Source organism: Bacillus sp. JCM 19034, from assembly GCF_001310635.1.
Lineage (GTDB): Bacteria > Bacillota > Bacilli > Bacillales > Bacillaceae_D > Halalkalibacter.
This window is the reverse complement of the sequence record NZ_BAXR01000006.1, coordinates 132,465-157,344: the sequence shown is the minus strand read 5'-3', so window position 1 is coordinate 157,344 and position 24,880 is coordinate 132,465. Positions and strand designations below refer to the sequence as shown.

Genomic DNA, 24,880 nt, shown 5'->3' with positions numbered 1-24,880 from the left:
TCACGCGGTACCACCCTAATTATAGACATCGTCTATCACTTTCATACCTTAACGCGGCTAACGGTAGTGTTTAACTACACTCTGGAGTAGCTTTCGGAAGCCCTTCACTTAGTTCATCTTTCAGCCTAGGATAAACCTCTCTAAAAGTGGAACTGCCTCGTACTCATTCCATCATCGATTTCACCTGTTCTTTTCGCTCCTTTATTATAGAAATGTAACAAGCAAATGTCAACGGGTGAGGCGATAGGAACGTATATGCAAAAACATCACCTTTAAAATAGCTAATAAAGGAACGGCTAATAGCATACCTAGAAATCCTCCAACTTCAATCCCAACGATTAACGCTAAAATAATTAAAACAGGATGAAGGTGAATACTCTTACCAACAATAACAGGAGAAAGGAGGTTACTTTCTATTTGTTGAATAATAAATAATAGTAAAATTGTAAATAACCCTAGCTGCCACGATTCTAAAAAGCTAACAATAACAGCAGGTGCTGCACCGATGTACGGACCAAAGAACGGAATAAGATCAAGCAGCCCAATAAACATACCGAGAAGAATAGGATACGGAACACCAAGTAGCCATAAACCAATCGTTGAAAAGAGACCAACAAGCAACGATACGAGCAGTTGTCCTCTTATAAACCCACCTATTGCATCATCAACATCTTTCATAAATCTCTGTAAAGGTTTACGCCACCTTCGAGGTGTGACGTACCAACATAGTTTCCGAATTTGATCGTAATCTTTTAAAAAATAAAAAACTAAAAACGGAATGACAATTAATGAAAAAAATGATCTTATAAAAAAGAGAACGACTGATTGTACTTGATTCAAAATATGTTGACCTAACCGACCTAATTGACTTTGCCAATTCTCAACTTGTAACCTAATTGGTTTGGGCAGTGTATCGATTTGATCATCCATTTCATCTGTCGCTTCCTCAATCATATGAACCTGCTCTGGTACAGCTTCAACAAAAAGTTCAAGTTGTTTTTCAATTCAGGAAACCCAAGCATTCCAATTAAAACGAGTAAACCAATCAAACTAAGAAAGAGAATTAATGTAGCAATTGTTCTTGATAACCCAACTTCGTGAAGCTTCTCGACAATCGGATGAAGTAAATAAGCGATGACAATTGCAATTCCTAACGGTAGAACTAGGGCACTTGCAACAGCATAAATAGGCGTAAGCAATGGAGTAAGGTGGATGAAAACTAATAAGATTAGAACGATAATTAATATTAGGCTAGACCAGTATAACCATCTTACTATTCTCGATTTATCCATCTTACTCACCTCTGTCGTTAGTATGACCAATTAGTGAGTAATCATCATAAGAAGAACAAAAAAAAATAGCCGTTCATATAAACGGACACTAATGATATAGAAGAAGTTAATTAGCGTTTATGGTTTTATCCCTTTTATAATATAAAAAAGCAAAATTAAACAAATGCGAGTATAGCCTTAAATATTGATTTTAAAAGCATGTTCTACGTCAATGTGGCCAGCTAGTTTAAAGCTTCTGAATAAATTCGATTCGGTTTCCAAATGGGTCGCGACATTCAAATCGCTCAAAGCCCGGAATCGGAATTGCTTCGATAACATCAATACCTAAAGTCGGTAATTTCTTTTTCCAATATTCTATAGCTGTTACTTCATAAGCAATATGAGCCTTCGTCTGCATTCGATCAAATTGGTCTTCTGTTCCAACATGAACTTGACGATCACCTACATTCACCCAGAAGCCTCCTCTTCCTTGTAGCACCTCAGGCTTAGGAATCTCTTCTAGACCTAAAGCTGTACAATAAAAGGCTCGGCCTTCCTCCACTTTACCTTTAGGAATTGTAATTTGTATATGGTGAACACCTTTAATCATTGCGACACTCCCTTTCTTATGTATTTGATTGACTTTGTTTCATCTTAATTATAACAAGTAAAAAATACCACAGTCCTCCATAAGTGAAGTCTGTGGCATTCCCTTCTCTTAGTCGTTTATCATCGCTGCTGCTAATAATTCAATTCGATTTACTACTTCTTGATCAATAATCTCATTATTCTCATTAAAATGTGCATTAACTGCAAACACTTGTGTCGTTGGAACTGTTCCTTTTAAAAATTGTAATATCGGTTTTAACTGATATTCCGGTACTAAGAAATGACGCTCTGTTCCACCTGTGGCTACTATTCCCGTTTTTTTGGATTGAAAGACTCCCATCGGTAAATGATCGAATAAATTTTTTAAGACCCCGAAATAGATGCTTGGTATATCGGTGTTCCAAATATAAGTGAATCTGCTTCAACGATTGATTGAATTACTTTTCTCGTATCAGCGTTATACTTTTCTAATGGCAAGCCACGTACCCAATCAACCTCATACTCCTTTAAATCGATTAACTCCGTATGAACTTCTGGATTTTTCTGCTTTATTACTTCAAGTACTTCGCTCACTACTTTTGCTGTTTTCGACCCGATTATTGAACCAGAAACACCGACTATTTTCATTATCTCTTGCCTCCTATTTAAATACACTTGTACTATGCAACGGTTGTACTCGTGAAGCAGGATCAATATACGATTTCGCATGATTTATCGCAATCGGGGCCTCTCCTAAACCAACCGCAATTAATTTTACCTTCCCATCATAGTTTACAATGTCACCTGCTGCAAATATTCCTTTTATATTTGTTTCCATTTTTGTATTAACAAGAATGGATTGACGATCCATCTCAAGACCCCAGCTTTTAATCGGTCCTAAAGAAGAAATATTCCCATAGTTCACAATAATATGGTCGACATCTATTATCTCTTCTTCACCATTTTTTTGAACGATTACAACTTGTTTTAGCTTATTCCCATTACCAATTAACTGTTTTATAGAATATGGTGTTTTGATTTCAACAGTGGAAGCTTTTAATTCATTAACACTGCTTTCGTGTGCTTTAAATTCATTTCTACGATGGCTAAGCGTGACTTGTGAAGCGACATCTTTAAGCATGAGAGACCAATCGACTGCAGAATCGCCACCACCACAAACAAGTACACGCTGATTCTTAAACATCTCCAAATCTTTTACTGAATAATGTAAGCTCTTGCCCTCAAATAGTTGCTCCCCATCTACCTTTAACTTACGCGGTTCAAAGGCCCCTATTCCTCCTGTAATCAAAATCGTTTTTGAATAATGCTGGCCAAGATTTGATATTAACGTGAAAGTTTCATCATCACTCTTCTTTACATCGAGAACAGTTTCATTCAAACAAATGGTCGGATTAGCAAACGCTGCTTGCTCCTCTAAATTTTTCACAAAATCCTTGCCAAGTACTTTTGGAAAACCACCTATATCATAAATATATTTATCCGGATACAATTCAGCGATTTGACCTCCAAGCTGCCCTAAGCTGTCAATTATTTTCACCTTTAAACCACGCATCCCTGCATAAAAGGTCGCAAATAACCCTGTTGGTCCTCCCCCAATAATCGTTACATCAAATAGTTCTTCATTGTTCATGCTTCTCCCAATCCCTTCATAGCTTTTTACATATTTCCTTATATTCACCTAGCAGGTGGTCCGAATTTACCTTCACGATAGTCCTTATAGCACTCTTTAATTTCTTCCTCTGTGTTCATGACAAAAGGACCATATGGAACGATCGTCTCATTAATCGGCTCACCTGAATAGATAAGTATTTTCACCCGTCTTGAGCGAGCATAAATGGGACACTCATCATCCAAAGTCTCTATTCTTTCATTTGTCTGCAATAAACCAACTTGATGCTTTTTCAAAACAGTCTTCTCACTACCAATTTCCGCCTCACCTGATAACATATAAACAAATGCATTATGTAAAGCTGGTAGCTTGTGCACATAACTCGCCCCTTGCTCCAAATTAATTTCTGCAATTGTAATAGGAACCATAGCTTTTAACGGTCCTTCAACATCACCAAAAGTACCAGCAAATACTTTTATGTTCCCACCCTCTACTTCGAAGCTTGGTGTTTCTTCCGTATAAACATTTTGATAATAAGGATTTGAATATTTTAACTTGCTCGGTAAATTCAACCAAAGCTGTAATGTATGAGCAATCCCTTCACAAACAGCCTCCTCAGCATGCCTAGCCCCAGTCCCCGCATTCATATATTGAACATCACCAGGTTCAAGAATATCTCTACTACCGCTATTGTCAATGTGCTCTAATCGGCCATCAACAACATATGTAATCGTCTGAAATCCTCTATGAGGATGATCAGAGAAAGCACCTCTTTTAAACCAATCTTCTGCCATAATAATAAATGGATCAAATTCAGCATACCTTCCACTAGGCAATATCCAACCCTTTTGGATAAATGGAAAACTCATTTCTTCGTACTGTACTGTCCATTTATCCTTTATACGTCTTTGTTTCATAACGTCCACCCCTTTTATATACATTTTAGTATAAAAAGTATACACTAGCATTACATCATAATCTTTAACCTTTTGCAAAGAAATAAACTTGATAACTGAAAAAAAGAAAATCCGAAGGCTGTCAAACTTCACCATTCGGATTTTTGGTTAAAACGATTTTTAATGATCTTGTCAATTTCTGTTCATAATAAAAGTTAGTGCAAAATAAATGATTCCCGCTCCAACAATTGTTCCTCGGAATTGCCATAAAAATGCAGATGAATATTTCTCTGCGTAGAAATTTGCATGAATAAAGGAAACTAACAGCAATCCTCCGAAAATGAGCGCACCTAAAATAATTAATACCTTTTTAGGATCAATATAAATATCTTGATTTGCTTCCCCCATAAATGACACCACCTTTTTAGAAATTACTTTTTAATACTATCTTACTGTATATATAAGCAACTTATCAAATAGCTTTAAAACGGTCCCATCTTAATAAATAATGTTACAATCGTTATAACCGACTATTACTGCTTTCATAAGGAGAGTGTATCATATGAAACGTATTGTATTAATCGATGGCGATTGCTCAGTATGTAACAAAGGTGTTCAATTTATCATCAAACGTGACCCGAATGCTCGTTTCCAATTTGCTTCATTACAAAGTGATATTGGGCAACAACTTTTATCAGAATACGGTGTTCCTAAATCAACGGACAGTGTTGTCGTTATCGAGGGCGACCACTATTTTACGAAATCAGAAGCTGTTTTACGTATATGTAAGCATTTAAATGGAGCGTGGAAGCTCTTATATACGGCCATAATTATTCCAAAGCCATTACGAGATGTATACTACCGTTTAATAGCAGAAAATCGTTACAGGTGGTTCGGTCGTAAGGATCAATGCTTACTTTTAACAAATGATATGAAAAAGCGTTTTTTAGACTAAATATTTAATTGGGCTATTTGTTAGAGTGCTGTCACATATTTTGGATGTTTCTAGCGAGACAGAACATAAGGAAAGGCGGTATACTAAAAGTAAATTTGTCTTCATAAGGAGCTTTAAAATGTACAGATCTTTAGAAGAATGTATTATTGATTTAGAAAAAAAGGCGAGCTTGTTCGCATTAAAGAAGAGGTCGACCCTTATCTCGAAATGGCTGCCATACATTTAAACGTCTATAAAAAAGGCGGGCCTGCCATTCTGTTTGAAAATGTGAAAGGCTCTAAATACCCGGCAGTATCCAATCTTTTTGGAACAATTGAACGTAGTAAATATATGTTTCGAAACACTTGGAATCAAACTGAAAGCGTCATTCAGCTTAGAAACGATCCAATAAAAGCGGTAAAACAACCGATAAAACACGTAAAAACAGGACTAGCTGCTTCAAAGGCATTACCTAAAAATACAGGAAATCGCTTACCTGCTCATATGGAGGAAATTTCAATAACTGATTTGCCGCACATTCACCACTGGCCTGATGATGGAGGTGCATTTATTACATTGCCTCAAGTATACAGTGAAGATCCGGACAAGCCTGGAATTATGAACGCTAATTTAGGAATGTACCGAGTTCAATTAAGTGGCAATGAGTATGAACCTAATAAAGAAGTGGGGATGCACTATCAAATTCACCGTGGTATCGGTGTCCATCAAACAAAGGCTACTAAAAAAGGTCAGCCTCTTAAGGTGAGCATTTTCATAGGTGGACCACCAGCTCATACGTTATCCGCTGTCATGCCACTTCCTGAAGGTTTAAGTGAACTAACATTTGCTGGTTTACTTGCTGGACGGCGCTTTCATTACTGCTATGTTGAAGGATATTGTATTAGTCATGATGCTGATTTTGTAATAACCGGTGAAATTCATCCAAATGAAACAAAGCCTGAGGGGCCATTTGGTGATCATCTAGGTTATTATAGTCTTGTTCATCCTTTTCCTGTACTACGTGTTCATAAAGTATATGCTCGCAAAAATGCGATATGGCCGTTCACTGTTGTTGGCAGACCTCCACAGGAGGATACTTCATTTGGAGATTTGATTCATCAATTAACAGGCGACGCCGTAAAGCAGCAAATACCTGGCGTAAAGGAAGTTCATGCAGTTGATGCAGCAGGCGTCCATCCACTGTTATTTGCAATAGGAAGTGAACGTTATACCCTTATGAAGAGGTGAAACGTCCAGCCGAATTAATGACAATCGCTAACAACATTTTAGGTACTGGACAGCTGAGCTTAGCAAAATATTTATTTATAACTGCTGAAGATCAAGAACCGATTACAACTCATGACGAAAAACAGTTCTTATCCTATATCCTAGAACGTGTAGATTTTCGTCGCGACATTCATTTTCAAACAAATACAACGATTGATACACTTGATTATTCAGGGACAGGACTTAATTCAGGTAGTAAGGTAATCATAGCCGCCTATGGTAAACAGAAGCGTCAACTTTGTACAAACGTTCCTGAAGAACTACATACGAATCCGGTATTTAATAAAGCTAAACTTATTATGCCTGGTGTTGTGGCGATTGAAGGATCTAGTTTTTCTACCTATAAGCAAGCTGAAGTTGAAATAGAGGAGTTTTGTACGACACTTGCAAAAGTTGATTTAACAACATGTCCTTTACTGATTGTTTGCGATGATAGTACATTTTTAAGTGACACCATTTCCAATTTTCTATGGGCAACCTTTACACGCAGTAACCCATCACATGACATTTATGGTGTAAATAGCTTCTATCAATACAAACATTGGGGTTGTGACACAATGATTATTGATGCACGGATAAAACCACATCACGCACCACCGCTCGTTCTAGACCATGATGTTGAAAAGCGGATTCAACGATTCTTTCATGAGGATGGGACGATTAAGCAAGCGTGATAACAAAATAATGGCTATAAAAGAAAATCCAAACTAATTCAATCGCAATTGTAGTTGAATTCGGTTTGGATTTTTTATTTCAATCATTGTATTTGCTCAGTTAAATGTCAAATTTCACACTTCCTCTTCTTTATTCAATAATTTACTTAAAAATAGACAACTAATAACACAAGCAAATGGAGTCGTTATAATAAGAGCAAAGCCAATTTGCATACCAATATTCATCCCATAGAATACTCCAAAATAATCCGTAATCATATTCAAACCTTCAATAAAAAATCCAATAAATAAATTAAAGATAACACTCCCAATTCCCATTATAGATACCGAAAACGCAATGGCCGTTCCTGTCCCTTTTTTATAACGTTTAGCTAACAATGCCATTATTGTAGGGTAAATTGGAGCAATACCTGCTCCAGCTAAAGCAATCGCAAAAGCACCGTGATTCCCGAGTATAATCCCAACGATACCACATACACCTGAGATTAGCGAAAATAGTAAAATGGAACGAGCATAACCCATTTTATCAGTAACAGGACCAAGAAACAGTCTAGCTAACATAAAAAAGAAAAAGAATAGTGACAAAACTTTCGATGCATCCTCAATGGACCAATCAAAGACATGAACGTAATAATTGACTAACCAGCTTGCAGTTGCTAGCTCCGCTGTCGAACCAAAAGTTAATATTAGTACGATCATCCATGCGACGCGGTCTTTTACTAACTTCTGAAAAGAGGTCTTTTCTTCCCCTTCGTCCTCATCCTCCTTTGAAAAACGAGCGAGTAAAGTCGGAATAATTGGCAAAATTGACAGCGATAGGACAAGCATATACATGTAGCGCCAACCTAGTTCACCACCGGCTACCTCCCATCCCATAAGCGAAGCAGCCATAACAGGTGCAAGTGTTGAGCCTAAACCATAGAAAAAATGTGAAAGGTTCATCATCGTTCCTGTATGATTTTTAAATATTTGTGCTGCTATAATGGCTAAGGCAATCTCTAACATCCCATTTCCGATATATAGAAAAAAGAAAGAAGCCACTAAATATGAAAAAGAAGTAGAAGCAAATAAACAAACTCCTGAAAGTGCCATTGCGACAAAGGCTAAAGTTGCTGTCGCTTTTATGCCAATTTTATTTGCTAAAACGGACGTATACGTACAGGCCAATAAAAAACCTAAGGAATTTAGAGCTAATAGTAAGCCGAGCTGAGCTTCTCCTATTTTAAAGTCATCTTGAATTTTTGGAATTGCTGGCCCTCTTACATTTTCTGAAATCCCAAATAATAAAAATCCGATAAACACAACAGTTACAAGTATGTAGTAGTTCCTTTTTAAAGATCGTTTCAAAAAAATTTCCCCCAACGTGACAACCCTCCCTAGTATACTATATTAAATTTTGGTATCTAAAAAGAGTTTCAGTAAAGCAATATCAAAAAAGACAAGCCCATTTTGGACTTGTCTTATAGCCTTATTTAAACATATTATTTACTGGCTTCATCATTTGCTGGAATCGATTTTGTTTTTTACGACCATTCATTGACCATGCTGCTGCACCAATTCCTAGAGCAATTAATGAGGTTGTTACCGCTTTACGCATCACTGTCACCACCTATTTTAGTTGGCTTCCATTTCAATTTGTAAATCATGGTCCTCAAATAGGTCGTCTAATGAACTGAGTGTGCCATCCTCTTCGACTTGGTGCATTGATAGCTTCCCATTGGATAATGTCATTTCTACAAAACAGCTCCAGCAATAATACTGGTTTGTTCCTATTTTTCCGATATCTTTACTTTGGCAGTTTGGACAATGCATGATACGAGCTCCTTTCTTACTCGGTCATAATCGCTCGTCCTTTGGTAATCGTTAATTGTTTATCACTCTTAACGACCTTTCTTCCCTCCATTAGATCAGCGATTAACCCATCTGTCACTTCATACCCTACGATTGTCCCCACTTCTTCATGAAAATATACATCTTCCATTAAACCAAGCTTTTCGCCCTCATTTGTTAGCAAAGCGATTCCTTGTAGACGTTCTTTTCCATGCTTTAGTAAAAGAGAATCTGTTTTCTCAAATGGTTTTAGTTGCTCTGCACTCTCAATCATTATGGCATCAGGACCAAAGCTATCCACATCGGAAACGGCTAGGAAGCGCTGTCTTGCAAGCAAGCCTTTTGGGTCAATGAGAAGTCCAATTATTTTCCCGTTTTTATACACTAAGTCAGTGATATGGCCACACTCTTGACCTGTAGATTTAACGAGGACTGGAAATCCTTCAATGGTTGAAAACGTCCGCAAAGATATCGCCACCTTCCGAACATTTATATGATCTAACAAGATGGAACTGTTTATGCTAGTTGACTTTTACCACTTGCCATCAATTCAAGCTTCTCCTTCAACATCGAGTGACGATTAAGTTCATTTTGTTCAGTAATCGCTGTTCGCAGTGCAGATAATTCACCACATAATAGTAAAAATTGCTTTGCCCGTGTAATTCCTGTATAAATTAAATTCCTGCGAAGCATTCTAGTGTAACTTCGCAAGATTGGCATCACAACAATCGGAAATTCACTTCCTTGAGATTTATGAATCGAACAACAGTATGCATGTGTAATTTGATTTAATTCACGTTTAGGATAGACAACTTCCTTTCCATCAAATGAGACGACAACTTGATCTTGTTTTTCCACATTTTCCTTTGCATAAAAAATAGCTATTATTTCACCACGATCTCCATTGTATACGTGTTCTTCTGGATTATTAACTAGCTGTAAAACGACATCGCCAGTACGATAAATGACATCGCCGAAATTAATTTCTCTTCGTCCTTCTTTTTTTGGATTAAAAAGCTCCTGCAAAAGCAAGTTCAACTCTGTAATCCCCGCTTGCCCTTTATACATCGGGGCAAGAACTTGAATTTCTTTTGCTGTATACCCTTTTTTTACAGCATTTTCGCAAATTTGTGCAACAACATCTTTTACCTGCTCTAGTTTACATGGAAAAAAACGCCGATCAACTTGAGGCTCTGCAATTGTTTCCGGTAAAGAATTGTCTTTAATCGCATGAGCCAAATCAATAATGGAAGAACCTTCCTTCTGCCGATAAATATCTGTTAAATGTACGGTTGGAATGACTTTTGAATCAAGAAAATCTTTAAAAACCTGCCCAGGTCCTACGGATGGTAGCTGATCTTGATCACCTACAAGAACCACTTGCATTTTTTGCGGAACAGCTTTTAATAATTGATTCATTAACCAAATATCAACCATTGAGCATTCATCTACGATCAGAAGCTCACCTTCAATTTGCTCATGATCACCTTTTTCAAAACCACTGCCATTTCCGCTCCAACCGAGCAGACGATGAATTGTTGTTGCCGGTAAATTCGTTGATTCATTTATTCGCTTAGCAGCCCTGCCTGTCGGAGCAACAAGTAAGATTGGAAATGGATTTGACCCGGAGTAAGCTTTTGGATCAAGCGACAATCCATGTAATCGTGCATACAGTTCAACTATTCCTTTAATAACCGTCGTCTTGCCAGTTCCGGGTCCACCTGTTAATATCATCATTTGTGATGAAAGAGCTGTTTGAATGGCTTCCTTTTGTGATGCTGCATAAGTTAATTTTTGCTCTTCCTCAAGCTTACCTAATTCTTTTAAAAATTCAGCTTCAGGAAATTCATCTTCAACCTCTTGTGAAATAATACGTCTTATGTTCGTGACAATGCCTTTCTCTGCAAAAAATAAAGTCTTCATATAGACACGGCCATCTTCCTCAACAATCAGATCATCTTCAGCCATCATGAGCAACTGTTCTTCCACTTCTTCAACATGTATTTGAGATTGTGGTGTTGAGAGAAGTGAAATGACTTGAGGAACAAATTGTTCACGATAAAGGAATACATGACCTTCTTGTAAACAAAATTCTTGGATAAAGAATAAACAGCCTGCTCGAATTCGATCAGGGTGATTGCCTGTTATACCAATTGCTGCTCCAAGAATATCAGCTCGTCTAAAACCAATCCCTTCAACATCTTCAATTAGCTTATATGGATTCGTTTGAATAATATCAAGTGCTTGAATTTTATAAGTTTGATATATTTTTAACGAAAGCTCAACACCAAAGCCATGCTTTGAAAGCTCAAGCAGCACTTGTTCAACACCTTGTTGTTCAATGAGCTCGGAATAAAGCTGATCTGCCTTTTGCTTTGTCAGCTTCGGAATATCATACAACACAGTACGATCTTCAACGATACGAGTAATTGCCCGTTCACCAAGACGTTCAACAATCGCTTCTGCTGTTTTCTTACCTATTCCGGGAAAACGATCACTTGCTAAATACTGTATAATCCCACTTTTTGTTTGTGGTAAATCTCGTCTAAATTGCTCAACCTTATATTGTAAACCAAATTTTGGGTGCTCGGTAAACAGACCATAAAATAAAAACGTTTCACCTGGTTCCGTTTGTGGTAGTAATCCGACAACGGTTACTTTTTTTTTCTATTATATCTTCATTCGTTTTTTCCACTCTAATGAGAGCCACTGTATAGTAGTTTTCTTCATTTCGAAACAATATATGAAGGATCGTTCCTTTTACAAAACCTCTTTCAACCGTTTCAATTTCCTCACTCATACATTTCACCCTTACTTCAAGGCATTTTCTACAGTTTTCTTACCATTAGCCGCAAGCATATGATTAGGCTGTATCTCTAACGCTTTATTGAAAGATTGTAAAGCTAACCCCGGTTCATCTTTATAAGCGTACGCTACCCCTAAATTAAAGTGTGCATCAGCATGTTCTTCATTTTGTTCGACAACACGTTTAAATTCTTCAAGAGCTTCATCAACTTGATTCAGCTGTGCCAAACAAAGCCCATATTGAAATCTCGCATCAATGTCTTCATCATTTAGTTCGACTGCTCGCTTCAATGAACTAAGTGCATGTGGTAAAGAACCAAGTTGATAATAGCTCATCCCAAGCATAAAGTGTACATCAGGCTCATCCAATTTATATTTAATCGCTTGGCGAAATAATTTAACTGCCTCTTCAAATTGATCTTGTTTATAATAAATAGCTCCTGCACCGTAGTATGCCGTTGCAGCATGCTCATCTAATTCAATCGCCTTGTCGAAAAAAACAAGTGCACGCTCTAATTCACCAACAATCCCAAGCAAATTACCAAAATTAATAAAACCGGTTGCGTTTTTGGGATCTTTTTCAATTGCAGATGTAAAACATTTTGCAGCTTCCTCATAGTTTTGTTCATTCATAAGTCGAATGCCTTGCTCAATTAACGTCATCTTACTCTCTCCTTGTAAAGGTTCAATAAAAGGGGCTTGTCCCCAAAGATCTAATCGTTATCTTTGAAGCAAACCCGGATGTTTACTTATGATTGTTTCGCTAGCTTCGCATGATATGGATTTGAAGAAATGATATGATCAATCGTTCCTCCACCCAAGCAAACCTCGCCATCATAAAACACAACAGCTTGACCTGGTGTAATCGCCCGTTGGCGTTCATCAAAGGTAACACGCACCGTGCCATCTTCATTTGGCATTACCGTAACAGGCTCATCCTTTTGGCGGTAGCGAAACTTAGCAGTACATCGAAATTGCTCTGTTGGTTCGTCATTAATCCAATTCACATCAATTGCATCGAGGGCCTCTGAATACAGACCTTCATGATGGAAGCCTTGACCGACAATGAGCACATTACGTTCTAAATCCTTTCCTATCACAAACCAAGGCTCGCCTGCACCACCAATACCTAGACCTTGACGTTGTCCTAAAGTATAGTACATGAGGCCATCATGCGTTCCTTTCACTTCACCTTCAAGAGTTTGGATATCCCCAGGCTGAGCTGGTAAATATTGCGATAAGAATTCTTTGAAATCACGTTCCCCGATAAAGCATATACCTGTACTATCTTTCTTTGTTGCTGTTGCAAGGTTTGCTTCAATTGCTATTTTTCGCACTTCCTTTTTCGGTAAATGTCCAATAGGAAACATCGTCTTTGATAATTGTTTCTCCGATAAGGCATTAAGAAAATACGTTTGGTCTTTATTATCATCAACACCTCTAAGGAGGTGAGCACGACCTTCTCTCATTTCAACTCTGGCATAATGTCCTGTAGCAACATAATCTGCACCTAGTGTCATTGCGTGATTTAAAAATGCTTTAAACTTAATTTCTTTATTACACATAACATCAGGATTCGGTGTTCTACCAGCTTTATACTCTTCAAGAAAATACGAAAACACTTTATCCCAATATTGTTTTTCAAAATTAACTGCATAATAAGGAATTCCAATTTGATTACAGACACGAATAACGTCATCATAATCCTCCGTCGCTGTACAAAAACCATTCTCATCTGTATCATCCCAATTTTTCATAAAAATGCCAATTACATCATAACCTTGCTCCTTTAATAGTAAAGCAGTTACAGATGAATCCACACCTCCCGACATACCCACAACGACACGTGTTTCCTCTGGTCGTTTGTTCATTGTTATCACCTCTATATTATATGAATTGCTCCGTCTCACGAAGTCTATTGACAATTGCTGCTGTTTGCGAAGCAACATAATCAATTTGTTCATTTGTATTGCCGTATCCGAAGCTAAAGCGAACCGCTGATGTCAAACGTTTATCCTCTTTACCAAACATAGCTACAAGAACATGAGACGGTTCGACTGAACCAGCTGTACATGCTGAACCACTAGAGGCAGCGATATTTACCAAGTCTAGGTTCATAAGCAACTGTTCAATATGAATTCCTGGAAAGCTTACATTAATAATATGTGGTAAACGCTCAGACTGACTACCGTTAATTGTAAACTCAACCTTCTCACTCACTAAGCCATCAATGATCCTTTGTGAAAACTCCTCGTATTGCTTTTTCCGTTCTTGAAGTGTTGAAGTAGCTAACTTTAACGCTTGAGCAAAACCAACGATCGCCGCTACATTTTCTGTACCCGCTCGTCTTTTCCGCTCTTGTTCACCACCATATAAAAGTGGCTTCACTCTTTCCTTCGTATATAGCAAACCGATTCCCTTTGGTCCATTTATTTTATGTGCAGAGAACGATGCCATATCGACTGGTAAAGAGTTTAAGTTAAGCTCAAGTACTCCACATGCTTGTACCGCATCAGTATGAAACGCAGCTTGATGATCAAGCAGCATTTCACCAATCTCTGCAATTGGTTGGATCGTACCTACCTCATTGTTACCATACATAATCGTCACTAATATCGTATCATCACGAAGTGCATCCTTAACGGTTTGTGGATTAATTTCACCTGATTCATCAACAGGTAAATAGGTCACTTCAAACCCTCTTGCTTCTAATTCTTGACAAGCATGTAGTACAGCATGATGCTCAATTTGCGACGTAATAATATGTCTTCCTCGCTCTTGATTCTCAAATGCATAACCGATAATAGCCATATTATCGGCTTCCGTTCCCCCACTTGTAAAAACTAACGTTTCTTCTTTCACTTGAAGTAGGGATGCGATCTCAGAACGAGCTTGATCTAATGCAGCTCTCGCACGTCTACCTGCCTGATGAATACTTGAAGGATTCCCAAAATGTGTCGTATAGTAAGGCATCATTACTTCAAGTATGTCAGGGTGTAGCGGAGATGTTGCAGCATGATCAACATAAACTAAATCCAATTCGATTCACCGTCTTTCTTCCTTTTAAATATAGAACATATAATATTCTTGTTTTCCATCATCTTCATATGTCGCTAAATCCTCTAATGTCGTCTCATCTAATACATTTTTAACTGCGTCACGAATTTTCATCCATAAATTTCGTTTAGCTGGTTCCTCATCCTCCATTACCTCAACTGGAGAAATTGGACCTTCTAATACGCGAATTATATCTCCTGCTGTAATATCCTTTGCTTCTTTAGCCAACATATATCCTCCATAGGCACCGCGAACGCTTTTTACTAGCATTGCATTCCGTAGCGGGGCAATCAGCTGCTCTAAATAATGTTCCGATAATTCATGCTCCTTAGCAATTGATTTTAATGATACAGGCCCTTCTCCGTACTTTTTCGCCAATGCAATCATAATCGTTAATCCGTAACGACCTTTAGTCGAAATCTTCATAAAATACCCTACCTCACTTCTATATTAAAATGGCTTTATGATTCAATATCGCTCAATTTAATTCTTAGTCATTATAGCATGTTTTCATCTATTTATGCATTTACACTGATTTCGTTTATTGCACATCCACCTCATACTATAAGAGAGTAAGCAATTCATTACCTTCTATTTAATTGTCATACTGCCCCTTTACTAATATTCCCATCTACCTATAAAGTTTTTAGTGAATGACATAAGTGTGCTGATGACATACTATGATCATAATAGAAAGATCTAAGAAAAGGTGAACACAGATGAAACATCCACATTTTATTTATGTATTGGTCATTATTATTGTCAATGTTTTCTTAAAATCTTGGCAAGTCTTACCTAAATATTACAAAAGCTTATTATATGTGATTTTTATTAACTCTTGTTATTACTACTTATTTAAGGGGAAGCTTTTATGGGAATTTAGAGACAAGCTACTTAAAGTAAACCAACTGCGCGCCCTGCACTTATTTATTGGAACCCCATTACTCGCTCTCGGTTTTTTATCTCGATTTCCTCGTACATTACCGAAGCAAATTATATATGTGTTATCGTGGACGATTGTCTCATCAATTGGTGAATGGGTTGCTATAAAAAACAAATTAATCGTATATAAAAATGGCTGGAATAATATGTGGTCAAGCTTCATTTACTTTAAAATGTATATTTTTAGTTATTTATTTCGACAACGTCCTTTTTTACTATCGTTTTATCTTTTATTACTGTACTATTTTATATCATTCGCTTTCGAATCCCTTTTGGTAAACACTTACTGAAAGGACCACTATTCTTTATAAATTCGAAAATTTACCCTTTTATTTATCACCGTTAACTTAACAAGAGGTGTTTATGCTGCATGAATGCAAAATCCGAGAAAAAACTGTTATATTCAATCTTCATAGTATCTATTCTATTCTTAGTTTATTTATTAAGAAGACCTCCTATTAAAGATTGGTTACTTGCTTATTTATTTAATGCTTTCTCAAACATATTAATCGATGCTTTTATCGTTTCAAAAAGAATGCTTTCCTATCCAGTTAGACTTTTCCCAAAAGTGTTAAATAGTAATTTTTTATTTGATACTATCGTATATCCGACAATTATGGTTCTCTTCAACCAAGTGACACGACATGACTCAGTATTACTTATTTTTAGCAAAGTGTTCTTATTTACAGTTCCAATTTTGCTATTTGAAATGTGGGCAGTACAAAATACATCCTTTATTCATTGGGATAAAGGATGGAATTGGAAGCATTCATTCGTTTCTATAACGTTAAAATCATTGCTAAACCGACTTATTATAGAAGTTATTCGTAAAATCGATAACCTACGTTCACCTCATAAGTACAGTCACGTCTTTGATAGATAATACGAGATTGCAGTACTTACGAATGATTTTATGGAAATCTTTCCCGATCAAAGCCAACTAATAGATAGCACGGTATTTGACCAACTTGCTTACAGATGCGGACAGGTCTAATAATTCTAATCTATTGAAATCTACCCATCTACACTTTTTCTATGTTGACTCCCTTATTCATGAAAAAATATCAGCAACCGAGAAAAAACGCGCATCCTTATGCTGCGCGTTTTTCATCTCTATTCAACCACTAAATCTTCAATTGAATTTACATCCTCCATATAAGTTGGAACAGCTAAACCAAGCTGGGTTCCATGGAGATTTGAACCTAAATCCTCAAATTGACCTTCATATTCTTCATAATATTCAGCGTGAGTTGTCGGTAACCAAGCACAAACAATCGCATCTCCGCTTCCAGAAGCAATTCCTGCCCACATTGGACCCGCGTCAATTTGTGTTAATGTGACATCATAGCCTAGCGTTTCAAGCACGTGTCCAACTACATTTGTTGCTGCAATCGTTTCTTCCCAAGCAACATATAATAGTTCAATTTCATCTCCATCAACAGATTCTACACCTTCAGTCCATGTAGCGACAAGATCTTCATTCTCTTGGACAAATTGTTCTGCAGCTGCTGCTTCAGGTTCACCATCATTAATCAAAGCCATAACATGTTCCACATGGTCAGTCTCCCATTGGAATTGATCTAAAAATTTATAAGCTTGTGGATGATCTTCCTGTAATCCTAAACGAACAACAGTATGAATATCTTCGGCATCACCATAAATATTTAACGGATCTTCTAAATATTTGAGGTCAAAGTTATTGAACTTAAAGTGCGGGCTCCATCCAGTTACGATAATTGGCTCTTCATTTGCATACGCACTCGTTAATGATGCAACCATTGCAGCACTTGAGCTTTCTACTACCGTCCAGTCATCCTCAAGATTATATTGTGGCAACACTTCATTGATTGTGATGTTCATAAGACCTGCACCTGGATCAATACCGACGATTTGGTAATCGACGGATGAACCATCAAAGCTTGTTGCTTCATCCGTATTTTCTTCTACAGACTCATCAACTTGTGAGTCGCTATCTGGCTGCTCATCACTTCCACAAGCAGCAAGACCCATAGCCAATACGGTTGCGGTTGTAACACCTAATAATTTTTTTAACATTACTGTGTTCCCCCTTGTTTTTTGTTTCCTATATTTTGAGTAATCCGATCTAGAATAATTGCAATAATCACAATCGCTAGACCAGCTTCAAAACCTGTCCCTGTTCGAACTTGTGTAACAGCACGATATACATCTGCTCCAAGACCTGGTGCCCCCACCATTGCAGCAATAACAACCATCGATAAGGCTAACATGATACTTTGGTTAACTCCTGCCATAATCGTTGGTGTAGCAAGTGGCAATTGAACTTTTAGAAGGCGTTGAGCAGTTGTCGAACCAAATGCTTCTGTTGCTTCAATAAGATCTTTAGGAACTTGTTGAATTCCTAATATTGTTAATCTAATAGTAGGTGGCATTGCAAAAATGACTGACGCCACAACACCAGGTATTACACCAATGTTAAAGAAGAATATAGCTGGTATTAAATAAACAAATGCCGGCATTGTCTGCATGAGATCTAGAATTGGTGTGACAATTTGTCTCACAGTATTTTTCTGTGATGCCCATATTCCAATCGGTATACCAACAATAATAGATACAATAACTGCTGTTAACACAAGTGACAATGTTTTTGTCATCCCGTCCCAATAACCTAAATTCCAAATAAGAAGTAATCCTGCTATTGAGAAAATCGCCATTCTCCACTTACTCGTCTTCCAAGCAATAAGGGCAATAATAATAATAAAGACAATCGGTGGTAAGAAAAGTAATACTGCTTCAATTCCGTTAACAATGCCACCTAATATCGCACTAATAAAATCGAATAGTCCACCTAAGTTAGCCGTTAACCAACTAATGAATGAATCTACATATTCTGCAATTGGGAGTTTCGGTAATGAATCCATTAGTTCACCTCCCCAATTTTCTTACTAGCGAGATCATTTATATGCTCTTCATTTCCAGCTAAAGCACCAATAACGGCTCCTTTAACAACAATCCCTTTTAATCGTTCATTTTCATCAGTAACTGCTACCGGAACACCGGCTTGAGACACTTTCTCAAATAAATCTGTTAGAACAATATCTGGTCGAACCGTTAATAGCTCGGTTGTCATAATGTCAGAAATACCAACTTTTTGTTCTATCGCTTTCGTTGCGTCATCTGCCGTTAAGGCACCGAGTAATTTGTTTTGCTTGTTCACTACGTAGACAGATGAAATACCACGCTCTTTCATCAACTGCAATGCTACTCGTGGTCCTTTTTCAAGCTGAATCGATTCAGCACGTTTCATCACGTGCTCCGCTGTTAATACTTTAGAGAGATCAACATCTTCTACGAAACGTTCGACATACTGATTTGAAGGATTCATTAAAATTTCTTCTGGAGTACCAACTTGAACGATATTCCCATCCTTCATCAACGCAATACGATCACCAATGCGTAAAGCCTCATCTAAGTCATGTGTAATAAAAACAATTGTTTTTCCATCGTTGACTGCAATTCTAGCAACTCATCTTGCATATCTTTACGAATAAGGGGATCCAATGCACTGAACGCTTCATCCATTAACAGCACATCCGGATCATTTGCAAGTGCCCGAGCTAATCCAACTCGCTGCTGCATACCACCACTCAGCTGACTGGGATATTGTTCTTCATAACCTTTTAGCCCAACTAATTCTAATGATTTGAAAGCCTGTGTTCTTCGCTTTTCTTTAGGTATACCTTGAATTTCTAGACCGTACTCCGTATTTTGTAAAACCGTATAATGCGGAAGGAGTGCAAACTTTTGGAAAACCATACTAATTTCTTTTCTTCTTACTGTTCGTAACTGCTCCTTACTCATTTTAACAACATCCTGGCCATTAATGAGTACTTGACCACCCGTAGGATCAATTAATCGATTTAACAAACGAACAAGAGTCGACTTTCCACTACCTGAAAGACCCATAATGACAAAAATTTCGCCTTTATTAACCTCAAAGCTTGCTTGATTGACCCCAACTGTACAACCTGTCTTCTCAAGGATTTCTTGTTTCGTTTTCCCTTTCTTTAATTCTTGCAAGGCCTGCTTGATATTTTTCCCAAATATTTTCGTAACAGCTTCGACCTTAATTTTCACTTCTTTATTCGTCATTCTTTCACCTTCGTCTCTAAGGTTTTCCGTTTCATCAACACTCAATAATTATAAAAAAAAACGATACAATATGACAAAGCCGAAATATCGTCTTAATACTCTTATTAACTTTGTACAGTTTAAACTGTACGAACAAACTATACGGTATACATAGAATTGCTACCAGATACGAGCAAATCCTAGCTAACATCCCATTTTTACATTTCAAAACCCATGTGCTACTCTTATTCATAGAGAAAACGATAGGGGAAGTGGTCGAATGAACGATGTCGAGAAACTAGAACGAGCAAGAACCCGGTGTATCGACTCACTTGCAAAAAACTTACACCTTTATGGCGTTAACCAATCCGTTGGTCGCTTATATGGATTACTTTATTTCAACGAAGAGCCTATGACACTTGATTGCATGAAAGATGAACTCGGCATGAGCAAAACGAGTATGAGTACATCTGTCAGACAGCTACAAGAATTAAAAATGGTTGAGAAAGTTTGGAAGAAAGGTTCACGTAAAGATCTATATGAATCCACAGATGATTGGTATCAAACATTCGCAGATCTTTTTTCTGTTAAATGGCGTAAAGGAATCCATTCAAATATTGATCAAATTACACAATCGTTAAATGAAATCAATGAATTACTTAACGATTCAAATACTTCTATTGAAGTTACGAAGGCGGCAACAATTGATAAAGAAAAGCTTGAATACGCCCTTGGTTACTATGACTGGCTCAACCGCTTTGTCGATAGTATAGAGTCAAAGGAAATTTTTAAATGGATACCTAAAGATAATCGACATAACGACCTATCTTAGAACCGACGTGATCATATCCACGCTACCCTGAATCTCATCTAATTTATATTTAATTTCCTCAAAAAAAGAACACCCTTAATAGCCTTATCCTCCATAGGCCATATCAGTTCTGATATGGCTAATATGATATGTCCATCCTTCTTGTCTCTTCTAGTCATTCCTCGAACTTGCATAAGAAAAGAGGATTTATGCTCATATAATGAACATAATATCCTCACATATCGTTTAGTCTATTTATTGTATGATTTGAAGTAACTTTCTTTATTCTTTCTTCGATAATTGTAGAGCTCTCTTAAAGTCTTTTAACGAAGATGATGGTCCATACATAAGTACACCACCTCTATATACACGTGCACCAATGATGGCAAGAATCGCAATCGTTGCAACCATAATTCCAATACTCAAACCTACTTCCCACAATGGGATTTCGAGCATGCCGACTCGAAGGAACATAAGCATCGGAGCAAAAAATGGAATAAAGGAAGATACAGTAACTAATGTTGATTCTGGCATGTTCATTCCTACCATTGCAATGACATAAGCAATGGCAATTAACATGATGAATGGCACCATTAACTGCTGAACATCTTCACTACGGCTAACAATTGAACCTAGCATGGCAGCAATTGTTGCATAAAGTAAATAGCCTAATAAGAAAAACAGAATGGCATAAAGATAAGTAGAAGTAGGTACGTTTGTTAACCCAAGCCCATCAAAGAAACTTCCACTAGCAGCATTTTGCTTCTGTTGAATTAATATAAAACCAAATAAAATAACGACACTAAATTGAGTTAGCCCTAGCATGGCAATCCCGATGATTTTGGCAAACATTTGACTAACTGGCGAAGAACTTGAAATAAGTACTTCCATCACTCTTGATGATTTTTCATTAGCGATATCCGTAGCAATCATACTTCCATAAGTAATGACAGCAATATAAAGTAGAACTAGGATAACCGTGACTAAACCAATTGCACCAGCCATTTCTTCCTCTGATTTTAATGTTGAATCACTACCTTCTGATTCAATTAAAACCGTGTCAAAATGAACAGGAGCGTATATTTGCTCTAAAATATCTTGATCGATACCAGCCTGACTAGTTGCAATGGCTACTTTCATTTGCTGTAATTGACCTTCTAGTTGAAATTGTAGTGTTGTATTCGATAATTGCTCTGTATGATAAGTGGCTACAGGTAATCCATTTTCATCTAAGAAAAGTTGCAATATTCCTTCATAATCACCGGCAAGTACTGCTTCTTCTGCCTCTTCTAAGTTTCCTTCAAATAACTCTATTGTAGCATCCTCATCAACTTGACTAATGCCTTCAACAAGCACTTCATATAAGTAGTCACTTTCGTCTAAAACAGCTACTACTTCTTCATCATCCGAGCCAGTGAATAGATTAATAATCGATTCAATGTTCACAAATGCTAATATAAATAAAAGGAAAATAGCGGTAGTAAATATAAATGATTTAGATTTAACCCTACTTAAATATGTATGTGAAAGGACAATCCAAAATTTATTCATACGCTTCACCAGCTTTCTCGATAAAAATATCATGTAAGGACGGTTCTTCTAACTCAAACTTTCTGACAAATCCCTTTCCTTGTAAAGCTAATAATACTTGCTGTGACACTTCTTCGTTTGAAATTTGTAGTATCCCGCCTTCTGTCGTCTTCTTTAAGCGAACAACCCCGTCAAGCTCTTGAAGAAAATCAATCGGAAAATCTGCGTGTACGGTAAGATTTTTCTTACCAAATGAACGTTTTATATCGCGTAAGCCGCCGTGTACAATCGTTTTACCATGTTGCAAAATACATAAATGTTCACACAACTCTTCAACATGCTCCATGCGATGAGAAGAAAATAATATCGTTGTCCCTTTTTCTTTCAAGTCAACAACCGCTTCTTTTAAAAGTTCGACATTGACCGGATCAAGTCCCGAAAATGGTTCATCTAAAATTAAGAGTTTTGGTTTATGGATAACAGCAGAGATGAATTGGATTTTTTGCTGATTCCCTTTTGAAAGCTCTTCTACCTTTTTATCGATATAGTCAGGTACTTTAAAGCGTTCAAGCCAACTTTCTAATTCTTTGATTATATCATTTTTCTTCATCCCTCGAAGTCTACCTAAATAAACGATTTGATCCCTTACTTTCAGCTTAGGATATAACCCTCTTTCTTCTGGTAAATAGCCAATTTCATTACTCTTACTGTAATCAATTGTTTCACCATTCCAACTAATACTACCACCAGTTTGATCAATCAAGCCTAAAATCATCCGAAAAGTGGTTGTTTTACCAGCACCATTGGCTCCTAAAAAACCGAAAATTTGTTTTTCTGGTATTTCCAATGATAGGTTGTTAACAGCCGTAAATGAACCAAACTGCTTTTTAACCCCATCTAGCTTTAAAGTCATTATTTTAACCCCTCTCAAAAGTACTCTATACATTTACGTACCAATCTAATTTCCGTTTCACATTTCTACCTATAACCATAAATGGATAAGTTGGATAAACCTAAATAAAACCATCCGTTCACCAAAAATTTTCGATCTCCATATCGATAGTTCAAATTGGCATTTCAGTCAAAAGTCTTAGACTACTTTTCCCTTTAAATACCCTAGTTGTAATACTGACCAACATATGTATGTAATCCTTACAAGCAGTTGCTTCTATTATTTCTACCCCTTTCACATTCTTTAACTTTAAAAGCTTGAAGGGGAAAGATTCCCTTCAAGCCTTAAAAATGTTAGTTAGGTCGATGGTTAGCTTTACTTAATGCAATTTTTCCATCCAATTTATATAACCATGGAGATAATCATTCCACCTATGGCACCTGTTACTACAACTACCCATGGTGGTAGCTTCCAAAAAACAAGCATACCAAATAAAAGTACTGCAAAAGAAAAGTCAACAACTGTTACTACCGAACTTGTAAAAATTGGATCGTATAATGCTGCAAGTAAAATCCCAACAACCGCTGCATTTACACCCATTAAGGCCCCTCTTACTTTCTCATTACGACGCAACTGATCCCAAAACGGTAGTGCTCCATAGATTAGCAGAAACGCTGGCGTGAAAATTGCGACTGTTGCTATAAGTCCACCTTGCCAGCCATTCATAACTGCTCCTATGTAACTAGCAAATGTAAACAATGGTCCTGGGACTGCTTGAGTCGCTCCATAACCAGCAAGAAATTCCTCTTTTGTTAACAAGCCTGTTGGAACAAATTCTCGTTCAAGTAATGGCAACACAACATGTCCACCACCAAAGACAAGTGATCCTGCTCTGTAAAAACTATCAACCATTGCCACCCACGTCCATGAGCTTAATTCTCGAAAAATCGGTAAAGCTATTAGTAGACTAACAAATATAATTAAGCATACTGCTCCCGAGCGACGGCTGATTGGAAATGCACGTTTAGAAGTTGATTCTTCTTTTTTTTCATTGCGGTATAATATGTATCCAATAAGGGCTGATGCTAATATGACTACAACTTGTGAAAAGACTGCTTGCCACAACAAGACAGCGATTATGGCGAATAAAGCAATTGTTTTTCTTTTTGTATCTGGTGTTAAATTTTTGGCCATTCCTAAAATAGCGTGTGCAACTACAACAACAGCAACGATCTTCAGACCTTGAATCCATCCTGCATCTAGTGAGCCATATTGCAGTAATACTAAAGCAAATAAAATAAGGGCGACTACTGATGGGAACGTAAAACCAATAAAAGAAATGATTCCTCCAATAACCCCCCACGCATCAATCCTATTCCCATTCCAACTTGACTGCTCGCAGGTCCTGGTAAAAACTGACTCAAAGCTACTAAATCGGCATAGCTTTTCTCATCCATCCATTTTCTTCTACGAACATATTCTTCATGGAAGTAACCTAGATGAGCAACAGGTCCACCGAACGAAGTGAAACCAAGTCTAGTTGAAATTAGAAAGATTTCAAGCAACACACGCCATTTTGTCTTAGCTTCATTCATACTTTCTTCCCCCCTTAAATCTCATACT

General features: G+C 37.2%; 21 protein-coding genes, 7 pseudogenes and 1 other annotated feature (1 of these 29 running past the window's edge). Of the genes and pseudogenes, 5 read left to right on the top strand and 23 right to left on the bottom strand.

Features of this window, described 5'->3' with window-relative positions:
- Positions 1 to 184 (bottom strand) — a binding site (T-box leader); it reaches 19 nt to the left of the window's first position.
- Positions 185 to 228: 44 nt separating this feature from the next.
- From JCM19034_RS11750 to JCM19034_RS11725, 6 genes and pseudogenes are all read right to left on the bottom strand, one after another.
- Positions 229 to 1,292: pseudogene (locus JCM19034_RS11750) on the bottom strand (AI-2E family transporter).
- Between the two features lie 226 nt (positions 1,293 to 1,518).
- Positions 1,519 to 1,881: a VOC family protein gene (locus tag JCM19034_RS11745; RefSeq protein ID WP_062049933.1), complete on the bottom strand. Its 363-nt coding sequence runs from the start codon at positions 1,879 to 1,881 to the stop codon at positions 1,519 to 1,521.
- Positions 1,882 to 1,989: 108 nt separating this feature from the next.
- A pseudogene (locus tag JCM19034_RS11740) lies at positions 1,990 to 2,507 on the bottom strand (NADPH-dependent FMN reductase).
- A 13-nt stretch (positions 2,508 to 2,520) separates the two neighbouring features.
- Positions 2,521 to 3,510, bottom strand: coding sequence for an NAD(P)/FAD-dependent oxidoreductase (locus JCM19034_RS11735; RefSeq protein WP_062050086.1), 990 nt, complete (start codon positions 3,508 to 3,510; stop codon positions 2,521 to 2,523).
- A gap of 44 nt (positions 3,511 to 3,554) precedes the next feature.
- Positions 3,555 to 4,406, bottom strand: a complete 852-nt coding sequence (locus JCM19034_RS11730; RefSeq protein ID WP_062049932.1) for a pirin family protein — start codon at positions 4,404 to 4,406, stop codon at positions 3,555 to 3,557.
- Between the two features lie 171 nt (positions 4,407 to 4,577).
- The gene (locus JCM19034_RS11725) at positions 4,578 to 4,793 is read right to left on the bottom strand and encodes a hypothetical protein (RefSeq protein ID WP_062049929.1); all 216 of its coding nucleotides are present in this window, start codon (positions 4,791 to 4,793) and stop codon (positions 4,578 to 4,580) included.
- Positions 4,794 to 4,947: 154 nt separating this feature from the next.
- On the opposite strand from JCM19034_RS11725, the gene JCM19034_RS11720 reads away from it, so the two are divergent.
- Positions 4,948 to 5,340 (top strand): thiol-disulfide oxidoreductase DCC family protein, encoded by a 393-nt coding sequence (locus JCM19034_RS11720; RefSeq protein WP_062049928.1) that lies wholly within the window; start codon positions 4,948 to 4,950, stop codon positions 5,338 to 5,340.
- 118 nt (positions 5,341 to 5,458) lie between these two features.
- Positions 5,459 to 7,280, top strand: a pseudogene (locus JCM19034_RS11715) (UbiD family decarboxylase).
- Between the two features lie 114 nt (positions 7,281 to 7,394).
- Here JCM19034_RS11715 and JCM19034_RS11710 read toward each other — a convergent pair.
- From JCM19034_RS11710 to cymR, 10 genes and pseudogenes are all read right to left on the bottom strand, one after another.
- Positions 7,395 to 8,642, bottom strand: a complete 1,248-nt coding sequence (locus JCM19034_RS11710) for a sugar MFS transporter (protein ID WP_197276400.1) — start codon at positions 8,640 to 8,642, stop codon at positions 7,395 to 7,397.
- 106 nt (positions 8,643 to 8,748) lie between these two features.
- The gene (locus JCM19034_RS24105; RefSeq protein WP_269431696.1) at positions 8,749 to 8,877 is read right to left on the bottom strand and encodes a hypothetical protein; all 129 of its coding nucleotides are present in this window, start codon (positions 8,875 to 8,877) and stop codon (positions 8,749 to 8,751) included.
- A 17-nt stretch (positions 8,878 to 8,894) separates the two neighbouring features.
- The gene (locus tag JCM19034_RS11705) at positions 8,895 to 9,095 is read right to left on the bottom strand and encodes a hypothetical protein (protein WP_062049924.1); all 201 of its coding nucleotides are present in this window, start codon (positions 9,093 to 9,095) and stop codon (positions 8,895 to 8,897) included.
- 13 nt (positions 9,096 to 9,108) lie between these two features.
- The gene (locus JCM19034_RS11700; RefSeq protein WP_062049922.1) at positions 9,109 to 9,576 is read right to left on the bottom strand and encodes a PRC-barrel domain-containing protein; all 468 of its coding nucleotides are present in this window, start codon (positions 9,574 to 9,576) and stop codon (positions 9,109 to 9,111) included.
- 50 nt (positions 9,577 to 9,626) lie between these two features.
- Positions 9,627 to 11,711, bottom strand: a pseudogene (locus tag JCM19034_RS11695) (ATP-dependent RecD-like DNA helicase); the annotation flags it as partial.
- 16 nt (positions 11,712 to 11,727) lie between these two features.
- Complete coding sequence (locus JCM19034_RS25005) at positions 11,728 to 11,910, bottom strand: hypothetical protein (RefSeq protein WP_370621912.1); 183 nt, start codon at positions 11,908 to 11,910, stop codon at positions 11,728 to 11,730.
- Between the two features lie 11 nt (positions 11,911 to 11,921).
- On the bottom strand, positions 11,922 to 12,578 hold the full coding sequence (locus tag JCM19034_RS11690; protein ID WP_062049920.1) for a lipopolysaccharide assembly protein LapB: 657 nt from the start codon (positions 12,576 to 12,578) through the stop codon (positions 11,922 to 11,924).
- Between the two features lie 86 nt (positions 12,579 to 12,664).
- Positions 12,665 to 13,786 (bottom strand): tRNA 2-thiouridine(34) synthase MnmA, encoded by a 1,122-nt coding sequence (gene mnmA, locus JCM19034_RS11685; protein ID WP_062049919.1) that lies wholly within the window; start codon positions 13,784 to 13,786, stop codon positions 12,665 to 12,667.
- A 16-nt stretch (positions 13,787 to 13,802) separates the two neighbouring features.
- Positions 13,803 to 14,954, bottom strand: a complete 1,152-nt coding sequence (locus JCM19034_RS11680) for a cysteine desulfurase family protein (RefSeq protein ID WP_062049917.1) — start codon at positions 14,952 to 14,954, stop codon at positions 13,803 to 13,805.
- 24 nt (positions 14,955 to 14,978) lie between these two features.
- Positions 14,979 to 15,398 carry a cysteine metabolism transcriptional regulator CymR gene (gene cymR / locus JCM19034_RS11675; RefSeq protein WP_062049915.1) on the bottom strand — a complete coding sequence of 140 codons (420 nt, stop codon included), beginning with the start codon at positions 15,396 to 15,398 and terminating at the stop codon, positions 14,979 to 14,981.
- Positions 15,399 to 15,691: 293 nt separating this feature from the next.
- Between cymR and JCM19034_RS25000 the strand changes: the two genes are divergently transcribed.
- Both JCM19034_RS25000 and JCM19034_RS11665 read left to right on the top strand, forming a co-directional pair.
- Positions 15,692 to 16,204 carry a CBO0543 family protein gene (locus JCM19034_RS25000; RefSeq protein WP_062049913.1) on the top strand — a complete coding sequence of 171 codons (513 nt, stop codon included), beginning with the start codon at positions 15,692 to 15,694 and terminating at the stop codon, positions 16,202 to 16,204.
- A gap of 80 nt (positions 16,205 to 16,284) precedes the next feature.
- A complete protein-coding gene (locus tag JCM19034_RS11665; RefSeq protein ID WP_062049911.1) occupies positions 16,285 to 16,797 on the top strand; it encodes a CBO0543 family protein in 513 nt (170 codons plus the stop codon).
- A gap of 230 nt (positions 16,798 to 17,027) precedes the next feature.
- Here JCM19034_RS11665 and JCM19034_RS11660 read toward each other — a convergent pair whose 3' ends face one another.
- The 3 genes and pseudogenes from JCM19034_RS11660 to proV all read right to left on the bottom strand — a co-directional run bounded on the left by JCM19034_RS11660 (position 17,028) and on the right by proV (position 20,045).
- Positions 17,028 to 17,969, bottom strand: coding sequence for a glycine betaine ABC transporter substrate-binding protein (locus tag JCM19034_RS11660; protein WP_062049910.1), 942 nt, complete (start codon positions 17,967 to 17,969; stop codon positions 17,028 to 17,030).
- Positions 17,969 to 18,814 (bottom strand): proline/glycine betaine ABC transporter permease, encoded by an 846-nt coding sequence (locus JCM19034_RS11655; RefSeq protein ID WP_062049908.1) that lies wholly within the window; start codon positions 18,812 to 18,814, stop codon positions 17,969 to 17,971. The genes JCM19034_RS11660 and JCM19034_RS11655 overlap by 1 nt, the downstream gene beginning before the upstream one ends.
- A pseudogene (gene proV / locus JCM19034_RS11650) lies at positions 18,814 to 20,045 on the bottom strand (glycine betaine/L-proline ABC transporter ATP-binding protein ProV). The gene JCM19034_RS11655 and the pseudogene proV overlap by 1 nt, the downstream one beginning before the upstream one ends.
- A gap of 259 nt (positions 20,046 to 20,304) precedes the next feature.
- On the opposite strand from proV, the gene JCM19034_RS11645 reads away from it, so the two are divergent.
- A complete protein-coding gene (locus JCM19034_RS11645) occupies positions 20,305 to 20,856 on the top strand; it encodes a GbsR/MarR family transcriptional regulator (RefSeq protein ID WP_062049906.1) in 552 nt (183 codons plus the stop codon).
- A gap of 261 nt (positions 20,857 to 21,117) precedes the next feature.
- On the opposite strand, the gene JCM19034_RS11640 is transcribed toward JCM19034_RS11645, so the two are convergent.
- From JCM19034_RS11640 to JCM19034_RS11630, 4 genes and pseudogenes are all read right to left on the bottom strand, one after another.
- Positions 21,118 to 22,386, bottom strand: coding sequence for an ABC transporter permease (locus tag JCM19034_RS11640; RefSeq protein WP_062049904.1), 1,269 nt, complete (start codon positions 22,384 to 22,386; stop codon positions 21,118 to 21,120).
- Entirely contained in the window at positions 22,379 to 23,278 is a 900-nt protein-coding gene (locus JCM19034_RS11635) for an ABC transporter ATP-binding protein (protein ID WP_062049901.1), read from the bottom strand. Before JCM19034_RS11635 ends, JCM19034_RS11640 begins: the two co-directional genes overlap by 8 nt.
- Positions 23,279 to 23,385: 107 nt before the next feature.
- A pseudogene (locus JCM19034_RS24995) lies at positions 23,386 to 23,573 on the bottom strand (IS200/IS605 family transposase); the annotation flags it as partial.
- An 86-nt stretch (positions 23,574 to 23,659) separates the two neighbouring features.
- Positions 23,660 to 24,852, bottom strand: a pseudogene (locus tag JCM19034_RS11630) (chromate transporter).
- Positions 24,853 to 24,880: the final 28 nt, after the last annotated feature.